The 23,385-nt window shown below is 72.0% G+C and carries 17 protein-coding genes; 7 read left to right on the forward strand and 10 right to left on the reverse strand.

The features are described from left to right. Nucleotides 1-5 precede the first annotated feature (5 nt). Nucleotides 6-3,629, reverse strand: a complete 3,624-nt coding sequence (locus tag G6O69_RS41685; protein WP_176397133.1) for a DEAD/DEAH box helicase — start codon at nt 3,627-3,629, stop codon at nt 6-8. On the opposite strand from G6O69_RS41685, the gene G6O69_RS28130 reads away from it, so the two are divergent. From G6O69_RS28130 to G6O69_RS28145, 4 genes are all read left to right on the forward strand, one after another. Then, complete coding sequence (locus G6O69_RS28130) at nt 3,621-4,043, forward strand: tetratricopeptide repeat protein (RefSeq protein WP_172306564.1); 423 nt, start codon at nt 3,621-3,623, stop codon at nt 4,041-4,043. The genes G6O69_RS41685 and G6O69_RS28130 overlap by 9 nt on opposite strands. A 26-nt stretch (nt 4,044-4,069) precedes the next feature. Further along, on the forward strand, nt 4,070-7,132 hold the full coding sequence (locus tag G6O69_RS28135) for an aldo/keto reductase (protein ID WP_172306565.1): 3,063 nt from the start codon (nt 4,070-4,072) through the stop codon (nt 7,130-7,132). 289 nt (nt 7,133-7,421) lie between these two features. Next, nucleotides 7,422-8,843: a reverse transcriptase domain-containing protein gene (locus tag G6O69_RS28140; RefSeq protein ID WP_172306566.1), complete on the forward strand. Its 1,422-nt coding sequence runs from the start codon at nt 7,422-7,424 to the stop codon at nt 8,841-8,843. Nucleotides 8,844-8,855: 12 nt separating this feature from the next. Beyond that, nucleotides 8,856-9,059, forward strand: coding sequence for a hypothetical protein (locus tag G6O69_RS28145; RefSeq protein WP_176397134.1), 204 nt, complete (start codon nt 8,856-8,858; stop codon nt 9,057-9,059). A gap of 57 nt (nt 9,060-9,116) precedes the next feature. Here the strand turns inward: G6O69_RS28145 and G6O69_RS28150 are convergent, their stop codons facing one another. The 6 genes from G6O69_RS28150 to G6O69_RS28175 form a co-directional block, all read right to left on the reverse strand. After that, nucleotides 9,117-10,478: a zinc ribbon domain-containing protein gene (locus G6O69_RS28150; protein ID WP_172306567.1), complete on the reverse strand. Its 1,362-nt coding sequence runs from the start codon at nt 10,476-10,478 to the stop codon at nt 9,117-9,119. Between the two features lie 11 nt (nt 10,479-10,489). Beyond that, complete coding sequence (locus G6O69_RS28155) at nt 10,490-10,729, reverse strand: hypothetical protein (protein WP_172306568.1); 240 nt, start codon at nt 10,727-10,729, stop codon at nt 10,490-10,492. A 181-nt stretch (nt 10,730-10,910) separates the two neighbouring features. Next, nucleotides 10,911-11,183, reverse strand: coding sequence for a hypothetical protein (locus G6O69_RS28160; RefSeq protein ID WP_172306569.1), 273 nt, complete (start codon nt 11,181-11,183; stop codon nt 10,911-10,913). A 427-nt stretch (nt 11,184-11,610) separates the two neighbouring features. Next, entirely contained in the window at nt 11,611-12,528 is a 918-nt protein-coding gene (locus tag G6O69_RS28165) for a hypothetical protein (RefSeq protein WP_172306570.1), read from the reverse strand. Between the two features lie 83 nt (nt 12,529-12,611). Beyond that, nucleotides 12,612-14,690, reverse strand: coding sequence for an AgmX/PglI C-terminal domain-containing protein (locus tag G6O69_RS28170; RefSeq protein WP_172306571.1), 2,079 nt, complete (start codon nt 14,688-14,690; stop codon nt 12,612-12,614). Nucleotides 14,691-14,930: 240 nt separating this feature from the next. Continuing rightward, the gene (locus G6O69_RS28175; protein ID WP_176397135.1) at nt 14,931-16,853 is read right to left on the reverse strand and encodes a hypothetical protein; all 1,923 of its coding nucleotides are present in this window, start codon (nt 16,851-16,853) and stop codon (nt 14,931-14,933) included. On the opposite strand from G6O69_RS28175, the gene G6O69_RS28180 reads away from it, so the two are divergent. The 3 genes from G6O69_RS28180 (at nt 16,822) to G6O69_RS28190 (ending at nt 19,438) form a co-directional block, all read left to right on the forward strand. Then, nucleotides 16,822-17,499, forward strand: coding sequence for a hypothetical protein (locus G6O69_RS28180; RefSeq protein ID WP_172306573.1), 678 nt, complete (start codon nt 16,822-16,824; stop codon nt 17,497-17,499). The two genes, G6O69_RS28175 and G6O69_RS28180, sit on opposite strands and share 32 nt — an antisense overlap. A gap of 79 nt (nt 17,500-17,578) precedes the next feature. Beyond that, complete coding sequence (locus tag G6O69_RS28185) at nt 17,579-19,024, forward strand: metallophosphoesterase (RefSeq protein WP_172306574.1); 1,446 nt, start codon at nt 17,579-17,581, stop codon at nt 19,022-19,024. Nucleotides 19,025-19,069: 45 nt separating this feature from the next. Next, on the forward strand, nt 19,070-19,438 hold the full coding sequence (locus G6O69_RS28190) for a response regulator transcription factor (protein WP_172306575.1): 369 nt from the start codon (nt 19,070-19,072) through the stop codon (nt 19,436-19,438). A 54-nt stretch (nt 19,439-19,492) separates the two neighbouring features. Here the strand turns inward: G6O69_RS28190 and G6O69_RS28195 are convergent, their stop codons facing one another. From G6O69_RS28195 to G6O69_RS28205, 3 genes are read right to left on the reverse strand one after another with little or no spacing between them, the layout of a single operon-like run. Further along, nucleotides 19,493-20,197 (reverse strand): response regulator, encoded by a 705-nt coding sequence (locus G6O69_RS28195; RefSeq protein ID WP_172306576.1) that lies wholly within the window; start codon nt 20,195-20,197, stop codon nt 19,493-19,495. Next, on the reverse strand, nt 20,194-20,889 hold the full coding sequence (locus tag G6O69_RS28200; RefSeq protein ID WP_172306577.1) for a histidine kinase dimerization/phosphoacceptor domain -containing protein: 696 nt from the start codon (nt 20,887-20,889) through the stop codon (nt 20,194-20,196). The genes G6O69_RS28195 and G6O69_RS28200 overlap by 4 nt, the downstream gene beginning before the upstream one ends. Next, a complete protein-coding gene (locus tag G6O69_RS28205; RefSeq protein WP_172306578.1) occupies nt 20,886-23,246 on the reverse strand; it encodes an ATP-binding protein in 2,361 nt (786 codons plus the stop codon). Before G6O69_RS28205 ends, G6O69_RS28200 begins: the two co-directional genes overlap by 4 nt. Nucleotides 23,247-23,385 lie beyond the last annotated feature (139 nt).

Raw genomic sequence — 23,385 nt, forward strand, 5'->3', positions numbered from 1 at the left:
CAGGCTCAGCGGCGCTTGGGGAAGAGCTCGAGGACGACGGCGTCCTCGTCCTCGTCCTGGTCCTCGTCCTCGTCATCATCCCCGTCTTCGGCAGAGAGCTCGCGCGTCCGTCGAGCGAGCTGCTCCCGGGCGAGGGGGATGAACTCGGCCGGGCGCACCCCGGGCTGGATCGGATCGGCGAGCGCGTCGTCGTCGAGCGTGAAGCCCTCGCGCTCGGCGAGCTCGTCGAAGTCGTCGAGCTCGCCGACTTCGCCAGGGCTGGTCGATCCGAGCGGGTTGTCGGCGAACACGGCCTCGAGATCCTCGCGGCTGAGCGCGTCCACCTGCAGGCGATCGGCGTCGACGGTCGCGCGAAAGAGCCGGCGCTTGCGGGCCTGGAGCTCGAGGATCTTGTCCTCGAGGGTGTCGGCGGCGACGAGCTTGTAGACCATCACCGGGCGGGTCTGGCCGATGCGGTGGGCGCGGTCGCTGGCCTGGTCCTCGGCGGCGGGGTTCCACCAGGGATCGAGGTGAAACACGTGGTCGGCCTCGCTGAGGTTGAGGCCGAGGCCGCCGGCCTTGGTGCTGATCAAGAACACCGGCGGCCCGGCCTCGCCGCGCCAGCGCTCGAGCACCGCGGCGCGGTCGCGGGTCCGGCCGTCGAGGCGCAGGTAGGCCAGCTTGGCGTCGTCGAGGGCCCGGGCCACGTGGTCGAGGAAGCTCGGCCACTGCGAGAACACCAAGCTGCGGTGGCCGCCGGTGATGGCCTCGCGCAGGAGCAGCACGAGCAGATCGATCTTGGCCGAGCGCACGGCCCCGGCCTCGGCCTGGATCTCGGGGAAGGGCAGGAGCGCGGGGTGGCAGCAGGCCTGGCGCAGGCGGGTGAGGGCCTCGAGGATGTGCAAGCTGGCGCCGCCGAGGCCCTTTTGGTCGACGGCCCCGAGCACGGAGCTGCGGTAGGTCTGGCGCACGCGCTCGTAGATCGCCCGCTGGTCCTTGCTCAGGCGGCAGCGCAGCACCTGGGTCTGCTTGGGCGGGAGCTCGTGGGCGACCTCGCGCTTGAGCCGGCGGAGCATGAAGGGTCGCAGGCGCCGGCGCAGCCGGGCCAAGGTGGCCGCGTCCTCGCGCTTGTGGATCGGCTCGACCCAGCGCCGACGAAAGCGCGCCCGGGGGCCGAAGAAGCCGGGCATGAGCAGCTCGAAGAGGCTCCACAGCTCGAGCAGATCATTCTCGAGCGGGGTGCCCGTGAGCGCGAGGGGGTGGGCGAGCTCGAGGGTCCGGGCGGCGCGGGCGAGCTGGCTGTCGGGGTTCTTGAGGGCCTGGGCCTCGTCGAAGATCCCGTGGCGAAAGCGGCGGGCCTGGAGCAGCTCGATGTCCTGGCGGAGCAGGGCGTAGCTCGTGAGGATCAGGTCGACCTCGCCCTCGGCGGGCAGCTCCCCCCGGCGGGCGCCGTGGTGCAGGTGCACGCGCAGCTGGGGGGCGAAGCGGGCGGCCTGCTCGCGCCAGTTGGGCAGCACCGAGGTCGGGCAGACGACCAGCGAGGGCGGGCCCGCGGGCGTCGACGCGTGGGTGTCGAGGACGAGAGCGAGGGCCTGGAGGGTCTTGCCGAGGCCCATGTCGTCGGCCAGGCAGCCCCCGAGGCCGCGGTCGCGCAAGAAGCACAGCCAGGCCAGGCCGCGGCGCTGATAGGGACGCAGCTCGGCCTGGAGGGCGGCGGGCGGCGGGCGGTCGGCCACGCCCTCGAAGTCGAGCAGCTCGCGGGCGCGCCGGCGCCAGTGGCTGGCCCGGGCCTGCTGCTCGGGATCCGCGTCGAGGTCGAGCTCGCCGAGGAGCTCGGCGGCCAGGGGCAGAGCGTGGGCGCCCAGACCTTGCTCGCCGGCGCTGCGCTGGAGCTCGAGGAGCTCGGCGAGGGCGGGGCCGTGGCGGGTCAGCCAGCGCTGGGGCAGGGCGGCCACGCGCTCGTCGGCGATGCGAACGAAGCGCTCGCCGGCGAGCCAGCTGGCGATGACCTCGGCCCCCGGGAGGCGCTGGCCCTCGGTCTCGAAGTCGACCTCGAGCTCGAACCAGTCGGTGCTCGGGCCGAGGCGCGGACGCGGCGTGAGCGGCTCGGAGGCCACGCGGTTGTGGGCCAAGTTGGCCTCCCCGAACACGCTCCACCCGGCCTCGCGCAGGCTCGCCAGGCCGCCGCACAAAAATTGCCAGGCCTCCTCGCCGACGAGCTCGACGCCCGTGGCGTTCGCGGCCCGGCTCGCGCCGACCTCGGCCTCGAGCTCGGCCCAGCGGGCCTGCTCCCAGCGGCGCTCGCGGACGAGGGTCAGGGCCTCGCCCAGGGTCAGGGTCGAGCGGTCCTCGCCGTCGATCTCCACGCAGCGCCCGTCGCTGAGCTCGTAGGCCAGCTTGCCGCGGACGCGCAGGACCTCGCGGCGCTCCTCGAGGTAGACCCGCGGCTCGCGGCGGGCGACCGCCGTGGCGCCGATCTGCTCGGGCTCGGGGATCTCCACGGGCACGGCCGCGTCGGCCAGCACGCCGCGGGCGAGGGCGTCGAAGCTGGCCGCGTCGACGATCACCGGGGGCTCGCCGACGCGGCGGAGGATGGCCTCGGGGACGCCCTCGGCCAGGGGGGAGAGCACGCCGGCGCGGCGCAGGACGATGGCCGGCTCGAGCAGCCAGCGATCGAGCAGGGCGTCGTTCCAGGCCACGCTCAGCTGCCCGCGCGGGGGGCCTTCGCCGTCGACCTGGGCCGGGGCGGGGCTCAGGCGCAGGGCTGGCTGCCAGGGCTGGGTGGTGGCGCTGATCGGGAGGTCGGCGTAGATCAGCTCGAGCTCGTCCTGGGCCTGGGCCTGGGCGAGAGCGGCGAGCAGATCGTGGGCCAGGCGGGCGCGGATCCGCGGGGCCCGGCGCGAAAAATTGTCGAGCTTGCGCAGCTCGGCCAAGGACAGCTCGAGCTCGTGGACGCGCAGCTGGGCCTGGCTCGGGCTGGCCTTGGCGAGCAAGTTCTCGCGGCTGCGCGGCATCTTGATCGGCTTGAGCCAGCCGTCCCCGCGCTTGTTGGCGCGGATCAGCTGCATCTCGACGTCGAAGCCCTGGAGGTAGCCGCCGGTGGGCAGGACCTCGACCAGGAAGCGACACGGACGATCGGCGCTGGCCGTGGGCTCGCGGCCGGCGGCCTGACCGGGGCTCCCGCCGCCAGCCTTGGCGTCGCGGCGCAGGTAGTCGAGCTCGAGGGACCACAGCGGGAGCTCGAAGAGCTCACGAAAGCGCGGCTGCTCCCACAGCCCGAGCAGCAGCGCCGCCGCGGCGTGCTCACACATGCGGTGGCGGTAGTAGTGGGGGCAGTCGCAGCTCAGCGCGTCGAGCTCGGTGCTGCACGAGCGGCCGTCTGGAAAATGAACCCGCGCTGCGCGTCCAGTTTGGACGCGGCGGGCGGCCTGGATCAGCTCGGGAACGGGGGCGAGCAGCTCGTCGGGGATATAGGCCCCGCCCGGAGACATCCAACGCATCAGCGCGCGGACCCGGGGCAGGTCGAGGCGCGCTGGCGCGGGGCGATCGCCGTGCTCGGACACCTGGCGGTCATAGGCCAGACGCCACGGCCCGTCCACAGTACCAGCGCTGTCCAGGCGGGCTTTGCTATCGTGGTCGCCGTGGGTCACGCCAATCGATCCGAGCCGATCTCCAACGCGGACGCGGCGGTCGGCGCCGACTGGGTCGCCCTCGCGGCTGCGCTCGCGGACGCGCCGGAGGACCAGCGACTGCGCGCCCAGCTGGCCACGGCCCTGACCGCGGCCGGGCGCCACGAGCAGGCCGTGGCGGTGCTCGGCGCCGGGTTCATCAACCTCACCGACCACGACGGGCCGACGCTGCCCTGCCTTTGCAAGCGCTGCCTTCAGCCGGGGCTTGCCACGGCCGAAGCAGGCGACCCGCCCATGGCCTTCGTGCGCCGCTTCGCCGTGGCTCGCGGGCGCGTGCTCTATTTTTGGGCGCCGCGCGAGCTCGCGGATCACCGCGGCCTGCGGGAGGGCATCGAAGCGCGGCTATTGGCCCGTCTCGGCCCGCCGGCTCGCTGAAGTCTCTCGCCCCCAACTCTCGACACATGGCTACCTCGGACCGACGCTCACGCCTGGATCAGGGATCGGGCGATCCCCTGGTCGATCTTCTCCACCATGATCCCCTGGTGCGGCGCTTCGCGGCGGCCGCCCCGAGCCTCGACGAGGTGGGGCGCTTCGCCCTGCGCGCGGCGCTGCTCGAAGACCGGGCCGCTGCGGTCCGCGTGGCCGCGGCCGCCAGCCTGGCTCGCCTCGAGCTGGAGGCCGCCGAGGCGCGCTCGCGCTCGCTCGGCGATGACGGCCGCCAGATCTGTGGGTGGCTGCGCGAGGCCCTCGACGATCCGTCGCCGAGCGTGCGCGAGGCCGCCTGCCAGGCGCTGGCCAGGGTCGCTCGCCTCGACGCCCCAGGGGGCCGGCAGGTCTGCGCGCGCCTGGTCAGGCTGATCGGCGAAGAGCCGATCTGGTGGGTTCGACGCAGCGCCTGCCGGGCGCTGGCCGCCGTCGGCGGTGCCGACGAGGCCCTGGTCCTGGCGCCGCTGCTCACCTGCCTCGACGATCCCTTCTGGCGGGTGCGCTACGGCGTCGTCCAGGCGCTGGCGATGATCGTCGCCCACGCCCCCGGCGGCGAAGACGAGCGCGAGGCTCTGCGGACACGGCTGCTCGCGGCCGGCGAGCAGCTCGAGGCGCCCGGCCGCGCCGCCTTGGCCTACCTCGCCGGGGCCTGGCCCGAGGGCGAGGACGCGCTGGTGGAGGCGCCGGCGATCGGCCACGACGGCGTCGCCCCCAAGACCTCACGGGCGGGCCTCGCCGATCCCGATCCCGCCGTGGTCACGGCGCGCCTGCTGGCCGCCGGGCCCGACGAAGTCCCGACGCGAGAGCTGATCGCGCTGCTCGCCGAGTCCCACGCGGCGCTGCGCGGCGAGGCGGCGCGGCGTCTCGCCGTGGCCGCCGAGGACGACCCCGAATGCCTGCGCCCAGCCCTGGCCTGGCTCGAGGACCCGCGCTTCCCCAACGCCCCGGCGGCCACGCGCAAGCTGCTCGCCAAGCTCGGCGCGCGGGCGCGGCCCCTGGCCGAGGCGGCCCTCGCCGACACCGAGAGCTGGGGAGGCGCGGCCACCTGGGCCGCCGGCTGGGTCGCGGAGCACCCCGCGGAGGCCCTGCACCCGCGCCTGCTGGCGCTGCTCGAGGATCCGCGGCGAACCACGCCGGGGCTGCGCCGGGCGCTGATGGGCGCCTGCGGGGCGATCTTGGTTCGGGAGCGGGGGAGGGCGACGGCCATGGAGGCGGCCGTGGTCGCTGGTCTCGACGACGCCGACGCGCAGGTCCGAGGCGCGGCCGCCTGCGCCCTGGCGAGGGCGCGGCGAGGGGGGCCGCACATCGATCTCTCGCGCTGGCGCAGCTTCGAGGACCCCCGCGTCCGCGCCCTGGTGCTCGAAGATCCGACGCTCGACGAGGCGCTCTCGTGGGCGGGGCTCGAGGACCGCGACGGTCGTGTCCGGGCGTCGGCCCTGCGCTCGCTGGATACGCGCCTGCGTCCGGCCGAGGCGGCGAGGTTCGACGCGCAGCGCCGCGCGCTGCGGCGAGACCCCGATCCCCGCGTGCGCGAGGTCGTGCTCGATCCGGCCGCGGCCGTCGAGCTCGCAGACGAGCCAGACGCCAGCGTCCGCCGGGCCAGCGCGGCCTTGCTCGAGCGCCTGCCGTGGCCCGCGATCACGGCCGAGGCGCGCCTTGGCTTGATCGAGCACCTGCTGCGGGCCGAGGACCCCGTGCTGCGCGTGCGCGGCCTGGCGCTGCTCGACCCCGAGACGCAGCTGCCCGCGCTCTTGCTGGCGCTGCGCGATCGTGAAGCGATGGTCCGAGGCGCGGCGGACGAGCGCCTGGCCGGCCTCGATGACCTCTCTGGGCGGATCGAGGCCGTGCTCGCCAAGCGCGACGGCGCGGGGGATCTGCCGCTGCGCATGGCTGCCTGGCCGCGGCTCCTGATGGGCGCGGGGCTCGAGCCCGAGGCGGCCGCCGAGCGCCTCGACGCCGCCCTGGCGAGCGAGGAGGACGCTGCGATCCGCGAGCTGCTGACGGTCATCGGCCTGACCCTGGGTCGCCCTGTCCCCGTCGATAGCGAGTCGCCGCGCGTCGCTACGTCCGCGTCGACCCCCGCGCCGACTCCCACGTCGGCCCCCGCGCCGACCCCCGAAGCCGCGCGAGCGGACGCGCTTCGTCAGCGCAGGCCGCTGGGTCACAGCGGCCTGAGCCTCGCGCCCCTGGTGATCTCCGGGGCCTACTCGCTCAGCCCCGCGTCGCTGGCCTTCGCCGTCGAGCGCGGGGTCGACACGATGTTCTGGGAGCCGCGCTACGCGAGCATGAGCGCCTTCTTGCGTCAGCCCAAGCGGCGCGGGATCCAGGTGATCGCCGGCAGCTTCCACGCCGAGCGCGACGGCCTGCTGCGCGACCTCGAGACCGCCCGCCGTCGCCTGGGGCGAGGGTGCATCGATCTCTTCATGCTCTTTTGGGTGCGCTCGCCGGCCCGGCTGAGCGCCGAGGCCCTGGCGACCTTGCGCGAGTGCCAGGCCCGGGGGTGGATCCGCAGCTACGGGTTCTCGACCCACGATCGCGCCACGGCCTGCGAGGCGGTGGCCACGGGCGACTGGCCGGTGATCATGACGCGGCACAGCGCGGCCCACCGCGGGGCCGAGGCCGAACTCCTGGGCGCGGCGGCCGAGGCTGGCGTGGGCATGCTCGGGTTCTCGGCGCTGTGCTACGGCCGCATGCTCCGGCCGTCCTCGGTCTACGCGCGCGGCCCTGCGCCGCCGGACTGCTACCGCTACTCCCTCGCCCAGCCCGCCGTGGCGGCCTGCGTCAGCGCTCCCCGGCGCCACCGCGAGCTCGCCGAGAACCTCGCGGTGCTCGAGCGCCCCGAACTCGGGGACGAGCAACTCGAGGCCCTGCGGGCGCACGGGCGGGAGATCTACGCCGACAACGCCCGCTTCGGCCGGCTCCTGCGTCGCGGCGGAGCGCCCCTGCGCGAGGCAATCCTGGCGCTCTTCGAACGCGGCGGGAGCCCGGAGCCCGCCGCGTCCGAGCGCGACAGCCCCAAGTCGAGCGCTACGCACTAGCAGGCTTTCGTAGCGAGAGAACGAGGGGCCTCGCGGACTCGCGCTGGTTTCGGGCGCTCGGGTTTTGCGGTTTACGAGTGCGGGCCGTGCATGAGATGCTCACGACGCCCGGGCCGACCGAGCTAGCCTTTCGTCCGCGATGCTACGTCGTGGCTGCAAACGACCAACACTGAAGAACTCTTGCTCCGGGGGCCGCTTCGCGGCTTCTTCGCCCCCGGCGCAAGCCGTGCCGAGCAAGTAGCCCCGTCGGCCCGGGGCTCTCTACTCTTCGATCGTCCGCTGGAACGACATGCTCCTCGCCGACCTGATCCTCGAACTGCGCGAGCTCCTCGTCGACCCACGGGCAAACTTCGAGGTGATCATCGATCGCCTGGCCGCCCACGACGATCTCGCCGAGTACGAGGTCGCCCGCCAGTATGTGGTGCCCGCCATCGAGGGCCTGATCCGCGAGCGCCTCGACGACCCGGATCCGCAGGTCCGCGTGCAGGCCATCGTTGCGGTGCGCCAGTGCTTCTCGCGCTCGGCCGCGGCCAAGCTCCTGCGCCACCTGGTCAAGGACGCCAACCTCTCCGTGCGCGGGGCGGCCCGCGAGGCCGTGAGCTCCCTGGGCTTCGACGAGGTCGCGCTGCCCAACGCGGACTTCAACCCGCGCCACCAGCGGTGGAACCTGGGGGGCTGGTACTTCGGCACCGGCGACTGGCGCAGGCCCGGGCTCGCCCCCCAAGCCGTCCGCGCCGCGCTCCCCAGCCTGCCCGACGTCGCGGCCCTGGCGAGCTGGCTGAACATCGACGATCCCGCGGAGCTGCGCCGCTTCATGCGGCCAGGCAGCGACACGGGCTCGCCCTATATCGACTTCGAGATCCCCAAGGCCAAGGGCGGCGTGCGGGTCATCTCCGCCCCGCGAGCGCCGCTGCGGGCCATTCAGCGCAAGATCTACGCGGAGCTGCTCGCAGCGATCGCCAACCACGACGCCGCCCATGGCTTCATCGCTGGGCGGTCCACGGTCAGCAACGCCGCCCCGCACGTGGGCGCGCGCCTCGTGCTCAAGACCGACATCCGCGAGTTCTTCCCCACGGTCCACTACTGGCGGGTGCGCGGGCTGTTTCGCTGGCTGGGCCTCGGATCCGTGGCCGGCGAGCTCGCGGCCTTGTGCACGCGGCGGCCCGTCGTCGAGCGCAACGGCCAGCGCATGGTGGTGTGGCCCGGCGTCCTGCCCCAGGGCGCGCCCACCTCACCGGCCATCGCCAACCTGGTCTGTCGCCGCCTCGACGCTCGCTTGCAGGGCTTGGCCGAGCGTCTCGACGCTCGCTACACCCGCTACGCCGACGACCTGACCTTCTCCTTTCATGGCTCCGATGGCGGCGGCGAGCCGGGCGTGGCGGTCGGTCGGGTGTTTTGGTGGATCGATCAGATCCTCCAGCAAGAGGGCTTCGCCGAGCACGCGGGCAAGCGCCAGGTGCTGCGCCCCGGCGGGCGCCAGCTGGTCACGGGGATCGTCGTCAACGAGCGCCAGAGCGTGCCCCGGCCGGTGCGGCGGCGCTTTCGAGCGATCCTCCACAACTGCAAGCGCGACGGCCTGGCCAGCCAGGCCCACGGCCGCGACGACTTCGCCGACTACCTGCGCGGCTTCGCGGCCTACGTCCAGATGGTCCAGCCGCAGCTGGGACAGCGCTGGGTCGCCGAGGTCGAAGCGCTGCTCGCTGGTCGCTAGTGTGCGCCCTCAGTGGCCCGCTCAGCTGGCCCGAACGAAGAGGTTGGGAGGCAGCCGACGCAGCTCGTCACCGACCCAGCTGTGGCGGCCGGTGATGTCCGTGAGCTCCAGGCGCTCGAGGTGGCGCAGCGCCCCGGCGCGCTCGGCTTCCTCGACTACCTGAGCGGGCGGTACTTGGCGTGCGTCGGCACCGGGGCAAACATGGGTCCACCGTAGCGCGAGGGCTCGCGGTGTAGGGTCCGGGGATCGTGATGGCGCGTCGGCTTGGCCCGCTCACGCGTACTCGACATGCCTGCCGCAGCCGCGGCAGCGGGCTCGCTCGTCGCCGAACTCCAGCCAGCAGCCCGGCGCTCCGCAGCGGCAATCGGCCGGGCCCGGGTCGGCGATGCACAGCTGCATGCAAGCGCGCAGGGCCTCGGCGCAGGGGATGGCACAGTCGCCGTCGAGGTTGTCGACGCGCAGGCCAGCGATGAACAGGGCCTCGGGGCTGGCGCTGATCGGCAGCTCGCGCAGGGCGGCGTAGCCCAGGCGCACGGCCGGGCCCTCGCCGCACTGCCACTGGACCGAGGAGGTCGTGAACGCCAGGCCGGCCTTGCCTTGGCCAAAGACTGTCGTGGGAATGAAGGCCAGGACGCCGTCGCCGGGGAGCAAGCGCAGGAACTCCTGCTGGGCCCGGCTCAGCGTGCCTTGGGTGATGCCGATCCACAGCCGCGTGCCCCAGTCGTTCAGCAAGGGGGCCCGCACCGCGGCCAGGCGGTCGGCGTGGATCCGCAGCCGCTGCGCCGCGGGGGCGAGGGGCCGGGCCTGGACCAGGGCGTGGACGGCCGCGTGCTGCCGCTCGAAGGCGCCGTCGCGGCTGTCTTGGACCTCGGCCAGCGCCTGCCACAGGGCGCTGGCCTCCTGCTCCGGCACCTTCAGCGTGGCGGCGTCGAGCAGGGCCAGGCCGCGGTCGCGGCTGCGGCCGGCGAGGTGGTCCCAGACCCGCTCGAGCAGCCGATCCACCGCGGCCAGCAGGGCCTGCTGCGCCTGCTGCCACTGAGCCTCGCGGCCGTTGGCGGCGGCCTTCTCCATCAAGCGGGCGAGGAGACGACTGATGGGGTCGATGGCGCCGGCGTTGAAGCCGACCACGGTCATCAAGCCGGCGATCGACGCGGCCCGGTCGCGGCGCTCGAGCCAGGCGCCGACGGCCTGCAACACGCCGGCGTCGATGTCCCCGGCGTCGACGAGGGCCTGGATCGCCTGGCGCAGGGCGAGGATCTCGAAACCCAGGGCCTGGGCGATCTTGCCCTCGTGCTCGGGGTCGCGGGCCAGCTCGCGCACGGCCAGGCGAAATGTCCGATCGAGGCGGCGGTCGTCGGCGATCGAGTCGAGGCCGCGCACGGCCGCGGCCACGGCCGCGACCACCTGCTGGGGGTGGCTGGCCTGAACCCGCACCGCCAGCTCCTCGCGCTGGGCGGCGACCAGGTTGCGCAGGAAGGGGCGCATGCCCTGGCCCAGGGCGCGGTGATAGGCGGTCCACAGGGCCCAGTGCGTGGCCTCGTCGGCGACTCTGGTGGCGCGGGGCAGGGGGCGGCCGCAGAAGGGGCACAGCCGCCAGGAGGGATCGAGGGCGGTGGCGCAGTTGGGGCAGTTCATGGCGTGCACCCTCAGCGTCCCGGGTCGCAGCGCCCCGGGCCGGCCTCGATCACGCCGGCGCGGGCGAGGAAGTCGTCGAGTCTGCCGGCGCGCATGGCCGCGACTGCGTCCTCGATGCCGCGGCGATAGGCGCAGACCGGGCAGCGATGGCGGCCGTTGACGCCGGCCTGCGAGTAGGGGAGCCGGTAGATGTGCTCGCGCAGGTCCTCGGCGATGTCATCGATGTGTTCTTCATGGTCGATGCGAGACATTGTCGATCCGAGACATTGTCGATCCGAAGGCTGCGCCTTTGGCGGTGCGCTGTCAATGTATGTTTGAGCGGGCGGATTGCCTCGATCGCAGACAGCTTTTCTCGGACGCTCGTCACCCGGTAGGAGCGAGGCTGCGCGACGCGGCGCTGCAAGCTGGGGGTCGATGAGCGGTGCTGGACCTTCATAGGGGCCATGTTACCGTATTCACGCTGTTGTACTTGTGATATTTCCAGTAGAATCCGTTGACGGGCATGGGAGTGAAGCTCTTGATGCAGTCAAACCATCCGCTCAGCGATGGCGACCACCATCCTTTCTTTTGGGCGAACCAACTCAATCCAATCTCGCTCATGAGCACTTGGGCATGGCTTGTGCAATTGTGATAATACGAATCTTTAAATGGGGTGTTGGTGCGGAATGCTGAGTATTTTGTCATCGTCGACGTGAATTTGTTCATTGCGGCAGCATACTTGCGGAGTGTGGAGGCGTTTACGCTTATGTAGTAGATTTATGTTGTCGCATTGCGATTCTTCTGGGCCCACTCGTTGGTCCTGGTCAATCGTTCGAAATCCCATCCTTGGTCGCCAATTCCAGTGTTCCATAGTGTGTAGTTGCGTGTCGTTGCGAGGCTGCGGGGGGCACCTGCCCCCGTACAGGAAGACTGCGTCAGTCTGCCTGTCTTCTCCTGGCATGAAAATAATTGGCTCGCACTCGGTGTCAGCGGCGAAGGTGGAACAGCGTGCCGCCGGTGCTCGAAGAGCTGAACGCCTCTTGGCCACGAGGTCGAGGTCATGGGCCTCGCGCCAGCGCGCGACAACGCGGCGTCGACCTTCGGGTCCTCGAGACCGAGATCACCTGCCCGCCCACGGATCTGCGCGGCCACCTCAGCGCAGGCGGTAGCGCTTGCCAAAGCGCGAGGACAGGCGCTGATCGAGCTCGCGGTTTTGCCAGTGACCGTAGCCGTCTGCCTCGAGCCGACGCAGACCCGGCAGACCTTCGGCCAGGGGCGCCAGATCGGCGAAGCTCGCCTCGATCTCGCGCATGGCCAGGCGCTCGAGGCCCGCGAGGGACTGCGCGCGGGCGAGGGCGGCGACGCCCTGGGCCGAGATCGGGTTGTACGAGAGGTAGAGCTCGCGCCACTGCGGGCAGCTTTCGCCGGTGATCAGGTGCTCGATGCCCTCGTCGCCGATCTCGTTGGCGGTCAAGGTCACGGACTCGAGGGCGACCGTGTCCAGCTGGCTCACGGCCAGGCAGGCCTCGTCGTCGATCCCCGCGTCGAGCAGGTTGAGGCGGCGCAGCCTGGGCAAGGGCTGGCGCGCGAGCGCGGCGCAGCCGTCTTCGCCGAGGGTCCCCTGGAGCTTGAGGTAGCGCAGCTGCGTGAGGCACTCGGGGTTCGCGTCGAGCAAGCTGGCGAGGGCCTCGGCCGCGCAGTCCTGGATGGTCAGCCGGTGCACGGGCTCGGCGCGCATGAGCGCGGTGAAGCCTGGGGTGAGGGCCGCGAGGCTGGCGGTGATGCCGGTGACGAAGCCGCGCTGGAGGTGGAGGCGAATCTCGGCGCAGCCGAGCGCGGTGAGTCGATCGGCGACGCGCTCGGCCTGCTCGGTCTCGAGCTTGGCCAGCTGCGGGCGCATGGCCGCGCGCTCGCTGCGGTAGCTGGTCTCGCGGCGCAGCGAGAGGCTGACGAGCTCGGCGCGAGGATCCCCGCGGCTCGTCAGCCAGTCGGCGTAGACCTGCCAGCTGTCGAGATCTTCGAAGTCCGCGAAGGCGGCGGCTTCGATCGCGGGGTGCTCGGTGGTCTGCACCGAAGCATTGTCGGCCTTTGGCGGAAAAAATTGAAGCGGGCGCGCCACCTGGACGCGCCCGCGGGGGTTGGGTTTCGACTCGCTCAGCGAGCGTTGAGCCGGAAGGGGTAGGTGACCATGGCGGTCCCGCCGTTGCGCGTGGGCGGGAACTTCCAGCGCTTGACCGCCTTGGCGATGCAGTCGCCCACCGCCTTGTCGTGGGTGGTGTTCTCCTGGACGATCGCGCTGCCGACCTTGCCGGTGCCGACGATGGAGAAGTGCACGAGCACCCGGCCCTCGAGGTTGGGATCGCGGGTCAGCCCCGAGTTGTAGCAGCCGCGGACCTCGTTGAGGTGCGCGCGGACGATGCGGCGGATCGTGTCCTTGTCGATGGCGCCGACGACCTTGGACTTGCCGATCTGCGCCACGGGGGTGCGCTTCTTCCTGTCGGTGAAGCCGGTGACGCTGCCGCCGCCTTCGGTGCCGAAGCCGGTCCCGTTGGTGCCGGTGCCGTGGCCGATGAGCCCGGTGTTGCCCATGCCGATCAGGCCCTCGGAGGTCCCGCCGCCCTGACGACCGGTGCCCGCGAGGCCGAGGCCGCCGGGGCCATAGGCCGCGCCGATCTCCGTGCCCACGAGGTTGCCCCACACGTCCTGGTCGTCCTTGCCGACCGAGAACGCGCCGCCGTCGGCCGAGGCCAGGAAGTGACCGTTTTGCTGGGCGATCAGCCCGAGCAAGCCGGCCGTGCGCGCCTCTTGGCTGGGGTCGAAGGTCCGCGAGATCTGCGGGATGCTGTTGGGCGAGCCGGCCATGGCGTAGGACTTGTTGGCGGCCTTGGCCGTGCGGTCGCCCATCCGGCCTTCGGGTCCGGCGGCGCGCTTGCCCGTGTCGCCGCCCGAGGCCTCGTTGCTCTCGACCTGCTCGGGCTCGACTTGGGCCTCCTCTTGCTCGGGCTCCATGTCGGCCTGGTGGAAGAAGGACGCGAAGCGGTTCGCGGCCTGCTCGTCGTCGAGCTGCATGGCCATGGCGTCGTCGGGGATCGAGCGCATCAGCAGGTAGAAGGCGGTGGCGATGGTCGCCGTGCCGCCGAAGTAGCCCCAAAACGGCCAGTCGATCTCGCCGCGGCCAGCCACCACGGCGCCGCGATTGACGAGGCTGACGTCGAAGTGCACGTCGCCGTGATCGACCCGGGCGCGGGCGCCCTTGGGCAGGGCGTAGGTGTGCAGGCCGGCGCTCGGCTGGGTGCGGCCGCTGTGCACGAGCTCGTCGAGGCCCAGGCGCTGGCCGGCGATCTCGACGCTGCCGCGCATCTGATCGGTGAACGACAGGGCGTAGCCACCGGGGACGCGGCTGACCAGCGCGGTCGCGCCGGGGTCGGGCAGGCCGTGGCCGCTGACCTTGAAGTTGGCAGCGGGGCTCTCACCGATGGCGAAGCAGTCGAGGCCCTGTTCGCGCCGGCGCATGGACCCGGCCACGAAGGGCACGAGGCCGAGGAGCGCGAGCCCGAGGCCGAGGGCGCCGGTGCCCAGGCCGGGGGCCTCGGGGGCCTCGGCGTGCTGCTGCGTGGCCTCGGCGAGCTCGCGGCTGTAGCTCTCCCAGGGTTGGCTGACCTCGTAGGCGAACAGGCCCAGGCCGCCCGCCATGAGCACGCCGCCGAGGCCCAGCAAGGGCAGGGCGCTGCGCTTGCGGCTGCGGCTCTGACCGACGTGGGAGACGTCGAGGATCGAGCGCTGGTAGCTGGTCACGACCTCGGCGACCTGCTCGCTGGCGTCTTCGACCTGGGAGAGGTCGACCCGCGCCGCGGCGCTCGGGGGCGTTGCGATCGCGCGCTCGCTGGGCAGCGAAGGGCGAGCCGGGCGAGCCGCCACGGAGGAGGGCGCCGCGAGGCTGAGCTCGAGGCGGAAGGGGCCGCACTCGAGCACGTCGCCGTCGCCGAGCACCGTGTTGCGATCGACGGCCACGCCGTTGACCGCGGTCCCGATCGCGCTCCCGAGATCGATCAGCCGCAGCTCGCCGGCCTGGCTGACCTCGATGACCGCGTGCATGCGGCCGACCCCCTCGCCGTCGAGCTGCAGGTGGCTGCTGGCGAGGCGCCCGAGCTTGATGATGTCCTGATCGAAGCTGCGGGTGTCGACGAGCTGGCCGTCGCGGAAGATACGGAAGCGGAGGGTCTTGGTGGCCATGATGGAGGTCCTTGTCGAAGGTCGAAGGTGCAGGTGCTCGATGACCAGGCGCACTCGTCCTGGGTCGCGGCCGTCGTGTGGTCGCCTGCGAAGGGAGCTCGGTGCTGCGCGCTCGCAGGTGGCGGGGCCGTTGCGTCGTTGCCGGGCACTCAGACCGCGACCTCCCCCCGAGGTTCCCGTGGCCGAGAGATTTTCTCGCGCCCGGGCCTGAGGCCGGCTTCAGGGCGGCCTGGGGGCGGACTAGCGATAGGGCCCTTGTTCGCCCCTGAGCCGGCGTCCGATGGCGAAGAGCTGCTCGACGCGCTCGAACTCGGCCCGCGGATCCACGAGCGGCGCGGGCAAGAACACGCGCACGCTCTGGGCGTCGATCAGCAGGCCGACCTTGGCGCCTGGTCGCGCCCAGGTCGGCGGCGCGACGAGCTCGGCCAGCGGCCACTCGTGCTCGGGCAGGGCGACGTCGGAGCTCCACTGGAGGTGGAGGCGGGAGGGGATCGCGGCCTCGACCCGGAGCTCGAGGCGGGTCGCCTGCAGGGGGGCGTCGGCCTCGAAGGGGATCGGGCCGAACACGCAGGCGATGACCACCCGATCGCCCTCGCGCTCGATCTCGAGGTCGAGGTCGCTCAGCCGCAGCCGCCCCCGCAAGCTGCGGGCTGCCTGCTGCCACGGCTCGACGAGGGGGGCGGCGACCGCTGGCGGGGGGAGGTCCTCTCGCGCGCCGTCGATGGCCGCGGCGAAGCGCAGCACGAAGCGAGCGAAGGCCGAGAGCGGAGCGAGCTCGAGGCCCGCGCCGGGCATGGCCAGGCGCAGCTGATCGTCGCGGGCGAAGAGCAGCGCGTAGTCCCTGGCCTGGACCTCGTCGAGCAGCGGCCCGAGCTTGGCGATGATGGCCTGGCTCTGCCGGCGATCGCGGGCGACCAGGGTGACGTGGCGATCGAGGCCGAGCAGGCCGTGCCCGATCTCGACATGGGTCAGGCCGACGCCGAGGCTGGGGAGGGTGATGTGGGCGATGACCTGGGCACCGCTGGCGCTTTGACCACGGACGATCTCGATCTTCGCGTCGCCCCGCTGGCCGCGCAGCCGCGCGTTGACGACGCTGAGGTCGTTCTCCCGGGCGACGGCGGTCCAGATCAGGACCAGGCGATCCGCGCCCACGGCGAGGGGGAGGGCCTCGGGGTCGGCGCTCTCGCTCGCGTCGGGGGAGAGCGTCCCGACCTCGATGGGCACGCGCAAGCTGGCGTCCGCCATCCACGAGGCCTCGGCGTGGACCTTGAGCAGCCACTGCATCTGGTGGCCGTAGATCTGAAAGCCCGGGGCGATGCCCTCGGGGAGCAGCAGCCGAAAGGGGATCGGCTGGAGCTCGCCCACGCCAGGGGCGATCGGGACGGTCCAGCGCGCGATCGAGTGCTCGAAGTGGACGCTGCCGCCCAGGGGCGCGGGCAGGGTCTCGTGGGCGAGGACCGAGACGAGGAGCTTGCGGTACTCGCAGCTGGCGACGTTGCCCAGGGCCACGGAGGCCCGCAGCACGCCGCCCGGGCGCACGAGCTGCTGGCCCAGGGAGACCTCGACGTAGGCGCCCTTCGCCGGCGGCCCGCCGCTGTGGCTGACGTAGACCTTGGGCGCGCCCTCGGCTTCGCTGCGCGGGGCGGCGAGGACCTGCACCGAGAAGTCGGCGCGGGCGTCCGGCCACCAGGGGATCTCGGCGTGAAGCAGGACCCCGTACTCGATCCCCAGATGCTCGCCGGACCACGATCCGGGGGAGGCCGCGTCGAGGCGCAGCTGCGCGCGCAGCCGGTGCAGGCCCGCCTCGAGCACGCGAGCTCGATCTGGGGGGATCAGCGTCTGCTCGTGCTCGATGAAGCGCGAGCGCGCGAGGGTGCCTCGCTGACCCCAGGCGTGGCGGCCCTTGTGACTCCAGACCACGTCTCCAAAAAAGGTCAGGTTCACGGCGCTGACGGGGACCGCCTTGGGGCACTCGAGTTCGGCGATGAATTCGCCGGTCTCGCCGGCGACGAGTGGCCTGACCAGGAGCAAGCGAAGCCTGGGGCGGGTCTTGAACACGGCCATCGGCGGGTGAGCTGGGTATTTCACCACAGCCGGCAGGCGTCCAGCGCTCGCGCTACACTCGCGGCTCATGGGCAAGAAGATCGCCGTCGCCCTGCTCATCGTCGCGCTCGCGGCCGCGCTTGTCCTGGGCGTGATGTGGCAGCGTCTCACCGCGCTGCCGCAGTGGTACGAGAGCCCCGAGATGCTCTCGGAAGAGGGCGCTCCGCAGGTCGACCAGGGCTGGGTGCGCGTCCCCCTCGCGGAGCTCCCCCCGCGCCAGCGGAGCATGGTGAAGAAGCGGGGCGAGGACGGGGATCAGGCCGCCGACGCCTATCAGGTCCGCAACCCGCACCTGCGTCGCCAGGGGACCGCCAAGAGGTCGGCCGCACCGAGCGCCGTCGCGCCGGCGATCCGCGCCTCGCGGGCCACCTACGTCGACGGCCAGCTCGACGGTGGCGCGGTCCTCAACCTCGGGGAGCTCGACGTCGACGAACTCTCGGCCAAAGAGCAAAAAGCCTACCGGCGCCTCGTCGAGGCCTTTCCGGCGCTGACCGGGCGGGACGTCTACGTCGGCCTCGAGGGCGCCGGCAAGGACGCCGAGGGCAAGGTCGCGCTGCTCCCCGACACCAAGCTGCGCGTCGGTAACAGCCGCTACTCTCTGCGCAAAGCGGCCAAGCGCCTGGGGATGAGCGAGGCCAAGCTCCGCGCCCAGATCGAGCGCGAGCTCGGCCGCATGAGCCTCGAGCTGCCCGCAGCCGACGGCTAGCAGCCGGCTGTCCGCTGCCGGCTGGCCGCTGCCCGTCAGTCGTGGTGCCCCCGCCCAGGGAAGCTGCTACAACCCGGGCGTGCGCGACCTCTTGTTGATGAGTGATCTCCACCTGGGATCGCACCTCAAGCCGAGGACCCGCGGAGAGTTCGTGCACCTGGCCACGCGCCTCGAGGAGTCGCTGCCACAGTTCCTCGATCACTACGCCCGCGAGGGGCCGTGGCAGCTCGTCGTCAACGGCGACTTCATCGACTTTTGGAACATCGAGATCGGCGACCCGGGGGATGACCCCGAGCAGGTCGCGGTCCAGCGCCTCGACGCGGTGCTCGACGCCTATCCGCGGGTCGAAGACGCGCTGTGCTCCTTCCTCGAGGAGGGCAACTCGATCATCTTCGTGGTCGGCAACCATGACGCCGAGCTGCTCTACCCGGCGGTCCGCGAGGCCCTCGCCGGCCGCCTCGAGGGCGCGCCCACGGAGCAGGGCAGCCGCGAGATCACGTCCACGGGGGTCGCCAACCTCGAGGAGGTCGGGGCGGGGAGCGTGCGCTTCGTGTCCTGGTTCCTGCGCGACGGTGGGGCGTGGATCGAGCACGGGCACTTCTTCGACCCGGCCTGCTCGACCCACGCTCAGCTCTCGCCGACCCGGGGCGGGCGCCTGGTCAAGAGCGTCGCCGAGGTCGCCACCCGGCGCTTCACCAACCGCATGCCGGAGATCGACTACGACGCGGCGGACAAGTTCACGACCATGGACTACCTGCGCTGGGCCATCGCTCGAGGCTGGCGCTTCATGGTCCGGGTGCTCTTCTTGTACCTGCGCATGGTCGGCTCGATGCTCGCGCTGTGGGCTAGCAGCGGTCGCGTGGACAAGGCCGGGCGGGCCGCCCACGACGCGCGCCTCGAGAAGATCGCCCAAAACGCCGGGCTGCAGATGGGCGCGCTGACGACCCTGCAGAGCATGGCCCCGCCGCCGAGCTCCGCGAGCGTGGGCGGGGTGCTCTCGGTGACGGCCCTCGACCTCGCTCTGAGCGTGCTCGGCCCCACACTGCTGACACCGCTGATCTTCTTCGCCCTCGACTGGTCGGTGTTCCTCGGCCTGGGCTTGGGTCTGGGTGTCGGCGCGCTGGCGGCCCTGGGCGTCAAGCGACGGCGCTCGCCTCGCAACATCGCCCGGGACATGCTCGAGGTCGCGTCCAGCGTCGGCGAGGTCACCGGGACGCGGATCGTGCTGATGGGCCACAGCCACCGCGGGAGCCTCGAACGCCGCGGCCAGGTGGTCTACGGCAACAGCGGCAGCTGGCTCGACGGCTCGCACCTGGTGGTCCGCCGGGCGCGAGAGGGTCGCCGCGAGGAGCTCGTCGAGGTCGAGCTTCGCTGCTGGCGAAACGGCGGGGTCACGATCCTCGACCGGATGTCGGCCGAGCCGGTCGAGGCCGAGGTCTGCGGGCGTGCCCGGGGTGTCTCGGGGGCCTCGCCGGCCGCTGGGGGCTTGCCGTCGCGGCTGGCGACGGAGTCGGCCGCACAGTGATCTCGCGGTGAACGCGGGGGCACAACTTGTGCTAGCGTCTCGCGCGTGGCGGGCGAGCACATCCTCATCGTCGAAGACGACCCTGCAGTTCAGACTCTCCTCGGCAAGGCGCTGACGGCCCAGGGGTACCGCGTCACGCAGGCCTACGACGGCCTGCTCGGGCTGACCGCCCTCGAGCAGGAGCAGCCCGATCTGATCATCGCGGACGTGATGATGCCGCGCCTCGACGGCATGACCTTCGTCAAGGCCATCAAGCGCAACCAGGGCACCCGCGCGGTCCCGGTGATCTTCTTGACGGCCAAGAACGACCCGCGCAGCGTGGTCGAGGGCATCAACGTCGGGGCCAAGTACTACGTGACCAAGCCCTTCGCCCTCGACGAGCTGCTCTCGAAGATCGAAAAGGCGCTGGACTGAGGGCCGAGCTGGACTGAGGGCCGAGCTGGGCGCCGAGTTGGGCGCCGAGCGGGCTCAGCCCTCGACGATCAGCTGGAGCAGCTCGGTCTGCGATCGCACGCCGCACTTGGCGTAGATCGACTTGAGGTGGTTGCGGACCGTGTGCGGGCTGATGCCGAGATCCTTGGCGATCTGCGGCGGACGGCGGTGGGCGAGCAGGGCGTCGAGGACCTCTGCCTCGCGCGGAGACAGGTCCTCGAGGCCCGGGACCCGGCGCCAGTCGTGGCTCGCGGTCGCGTTGGGCAGCGCCCCGACGTCGGCGAGGACCCTGGCGATCTCGCGTAGCGCCGTCTGAGCCTCCTCGGTCTTGGCCGCGCGCGGCCGCGAGAGCGCGACCTCGATGGCGGCCTCGAGCTGCACGCGAGTGAAGGGTTTGACCACGAAGCCGCTGGCCGCGACCTTGCGCAGGCGAGCGAGGGTCGTGGGCTCGGCGTGGCCGGACACGAAGAGCACCGGGCAGTCGTGGCGGCGCTGGATCTGCGAGGCCAGCTGGATGCCGTCGATCTCTGCGTCGAGATCGATGTCGAGGAGCAGGAGGTCGGGGCGCTGCTCGGTGAGGAGCGGCTCGAGGTCCTCGGGGCGTCGGACCAGGCGCACGACCTCGATGCCGATCTCTTCGAGGAGCTGTTGCAGATCTCGCGCGACGATCCACTCGTCCTCGACGATGATCGCCCGCCCTCGTGACGCTTGCTGCTGCTGCTGCTCTTGCTGCTCGCTCATTGCGTTGGACCTTCGGCGGCCAGTGGCAAGCACAACACGGCCTGACTCGCGCCGCCAGGGGAAGCTCGAATCTCGAGGCTACCCCCGAGCTGCTCGGCGACCGCGCGCGCCATGGCACAGTCGGGGTTGAGCCCGGCCCAGCCACGCAGCACGAGGCGAGCAATCTCGGCCTCGCCCGAGCTTCCTGGCATGGCGTGCAGCTCGAGCTCGACCCGCGCCTGGTCCGGCGTGGGCGGCTGTACGTGACGATGGACGCAAAACAGCAGGTCATCGAGGATCAGGGCGATCCGCACGGCCTGCGCGCGTGACCAGCACAGCGAGTCGGCGTCGACGACGAATTCGAGCTGCTTCCCGCCCGCGTGGGCGCGGATGCTGGCCGCGTAGAAGTCGGTCAGCGCGAGCAGGCAGCGATCGGCGGCGACCACCCCGGAGGCGCTGGCGCTCTGCTGGTAGACCACGCCCAACGAACCGATCCGCTGGTAACAGCGCAGCAGCTCGGCCCGGGCCCGCGGGTCGCTGACCTGGCGCAGCTGGATCGCGGTCAGGCTGTTGATCAGCTGGAGGTCGTTGCGCAGCTCGTGCCTGGACCGGCGCAAGTTGGCCTCGGAGGCCTCGGAGGCCTCGAGGGCTGCGTGCAGCTGCTCGATGATGGACTCGGTCGACTCTGTCGTGGACTCGGACAGCGAGCTCATTGCGACTCCTTGGTGTAGCGGAGGCCTCGGAGGAGGGGAGGGATCTGTTCGGTGCCGAAGGGCTTGCAGAGCACCTCGGCACCAAGGCGCGCAGCCATGGCGTGGACATCGTCGTCACAGCGCCCGGTCATGATCACGATCGGCAGCTCGGGATCACGCCGGCGCAGGGCCTGGATCACCAGCTCGCCAGGCTCGTCCGGGAGCTGGAGATCCACGAAGGCCCCCGCCCAGGTCTCGCGCGGGCAGGGGGCACGCTCGAACTCGGCGAGGGCCAAGCTGGCGCGATCGGTCTCGGTCACGGCGAAGCCGGCGGCCTCGAGTTCGTCCGTGAGCAAGAAACGGATCACGGCCTCATCTTCGACCAGGAGCAGGCGAGGTGTCGCCGGTCCTGGGACAGGGGCGGGGCCGCGCTGCTCGGGGTGAGCGAGGACGCGCCGGCCGTGGATCGGCGCGAAGATGCGAAAGCAGGTCCCGCGGCCAGGAGCGCTGTCGACGAGCACGCTCCAGGCGTGCGATCGCAGCACGCCGGCGACGATCGCCAGGCCGAGGCCGCGCCCGGGTCCACGCGTGCTCCAGAAGGGATCGAAGGCGCGCTCGACGTTGCCGGCGGCGAAGCCCTCGCCCTCGTCTTGGACCTCGATGCAGACCAGCGGGCCCTCGGGGTGGCCGCCGGCGGCGCAGGCTCCCACGGCCTGCTCCTGGCTGGCCGTGCGCAGTCGCAGGCGGACCACGCCGCCGCGCTCCTTGCTGGCCTGGCCGGCGTTGATCACCAGGTTCATCAGCACCTGCTGGAGCTGCGAGGGATCGGCGAGCACCGTGATCGTGCCGGCCTCGCCAAACTCGAGCTCGAGGCTGACGTCGGGGGGCAGCAAGCTGGCGAGCATCGCCTGCATCGCGGCGAGCTCGTCCGCGAGCACGATCTCGACGCGCTCGGGCTTGGCGTCGCCGGCGAAGACCTGCAGCCGGCGGGTCAGCTGAGTCGCGCGTCCGAGCGAGGCCGAGACCACCTGCATGTGGTGGTGGGCCTGCTCGCGGACCTGCTCGCGGGCGGCCCCCTCGAGGCTGGGCGCCTGGGTGGCGAGGCGCATGGCCTCGTCGATGTGCAGGGCGGCGGCGCCGAGCATGTTGTTGAAGTCGTGGGCGGCCCCGCGCGCGAGCATCGACAGGCTCTGCTGCTGGCGCGCGCGGGCGACCATGCGCTCGGCCTGGACGCGCTCGGTGATGTCCACGGTCACCCCGCGGATGACGACCCCGGCCCCCTCGGCGCTGGCGTCGATCCGGTGCATGCGGACATGAAACCAGCGCTGCTCGATGGGCGCCCCGCGGCGAGGCGCGACCTGGACGCGGACGCTGATCTCGACGGACTCATCGCAAAACGCGGCGCGCTCGACCGCCTGGCGCAGCTTGTCGCGGTCCTCGGGGTGGGCGACCTCGAGGGCCAGCTCGGGCTCGAGGTTGTGCGTCCAGCCGCGGCCGTAGCGGTGGCTCCAGCCCGCGACGAAGTTGAAGCTGCGGCGCTGCGGATCGAGCTCCCAGACCACGGCGTCGACGGTGTCGACCAGCTCGCGCAGGCGGGCGTTCATCGCCTCGTAGGCCTGGCGCGCCTGGACGAGCTCGGTGACGTTCACGCCCTGGATCAGCAGCCCGAGCTGCTCGCCCGAGCCGCCGCGGAGATCGAGCCAGGGCTTGACCGCGAGGTTGTAGTAGGCGAGCTCGCCCCCGTTGCCCGGGAGCCCGTGGATCCGCACCTGCGTCCCCAAAAACGGCCGCCCGGTGCGGGTCACGTGCTCGGCCAGGGAGAGCAGCCCCTGGGCCTCGGAGGTGGGCAGGGACTCGCTGAGGCCGTGGCCCTCGCTCGTGTCGAGCAGGCGGCTGGTCTCATGGGTTAAAAACTCGATCTCTAGCTGCGGTCCGCTGGCCAGGAGCTCGAGCGAGGGCGCGTCGCGTAGGCCGTCGAGGTGCCGCTCGCCGCGATGCCTGGCCAGGAGCTCGGTCGCGGCCTTGCTGCCCAGGGCGTGGACGAGCTGTCCGGCGACCTCGACATGCGAGCGATGGCCGCTATCGAGAGGGGCGATGAGCATCACGGCCAAGAGCGTCTCGGCCACGCCCTCGCGCAGCTCCACGCGGTAGGCCGAGCGGTCCGCGATCAGTCCGGTCTGCAACCAGCGCGGGCTCGCCGGGGCCGCGTGAAGGCTGGCCGCGTCGTGCTCGGTGATGACGCATGTCGCGTCGGCGTCGATGCCCGGCAGCGCGACGCACAAAGCGAGCAGGGCCTCGAGGAGCGCTGGGAGGTCCTGGGCTCTTGCCACGGCTGCCGTGGCTTGGGCGACCGTGAGCGGCGTGCTGGCGTCGCGCATCGACGGCCGAGTAAAACATGGGTTCGGGGTGTGGCGTTTTTGCGCTGTGGGCGCGCTTCAAATTCGTGCCTGGACCGGGTCTGAGTGCCATCTATCTCTGGCATTTGTCAGGGAGACAGACGGCGACGAGCGCGCTTCG

It is taken from the genome of Pseudenhygromyxa sp. WMMC2535 (genome assembly GCF_011083025.2).

Excerpts from the sequence above, each read along its gene's own strand:
- G6O69_RS28135 (WP_172306565.1), top strand. The coding sequence starts at position 4,070 with ATGGCTACCTCGGACCGACGCTCACGCCTGGATCAGGGATCGGGCGAT.
- G6O69_RS28140 (WP_172306566.1), top strand. The coding sequence starts at position 7,422 with ATGCTCCTCGCCGACCTGATCCTCGAACTGCGCGAGCTCCTCGTCGAC.
- G6O69_RS28150 (WP_172306567.1), bottom strand. The coding sequence starts at position 10,478 with ATGAACTGCCCCAACTGCGCCACCGCCCTCGATCCCTCCTGGCGGCTG.
- G6O69_RS28155 (WP_172306568.1), bottom strand. The coding sequence starts at position 10,729 with ATGTCTCGCATCGACCATGAAGAACACATCGATGACATCGCCGAGGAC.
- G6O69_RS28160 (WP_172306569.1), bottom strand. The coding sequence starts at position 11,183 with ATGAACAAATTCACGTCGACGATGACAAAATACTCAGCATTCCGCACC.
- G6O69_RS28170 (WP_172306571.1), bottom strand. The coding sequence starts at position 14,690 with ATGGCCACCAAGACCCTCCGCTTCCGTATCTTCCGCGACGGCCAGCTC.
- G6O69_RS28180 (WP_172306573.1), top strand. The coding sequence starts at position 16,822 with ATGGGCAAGAAGATCGCCGTCGCCCTGCTCATCGTCGCGCTCGCGGCC.
- G6O69_RS28175 (WP_176397135.1), bottom strand. The coding sequence starts at position 16,853 with ATGAGCAGGGCGACGGCGATCTTCTTGCCCATGAGCCGCGAGTGTAGC.
- G6O69_RS28195 (WP_172306576.1), bottom strand. The coding sequence starts at position 20,197 with ATGAGCGAGCAGCAAGAGCAGCAGCAGCAGCAAGCGTCACGAGGGCGG.
- G6O69_RS28200 (WP_172306577.1), bottom strand. The coding sequence starts at position 20,889 with ATGAGCTCGCTGTCCGAGTCCACGACAGAGTCGACCGAGTCCATCATC.
- G6O69_RS28205 (WP_172306578.1), bottom strand. The coding sequence starts at position 23,246 with ATGCGCGACGCCAGCACGCCGCTCACGGTCGCCCAAGCCACGGCAGCC.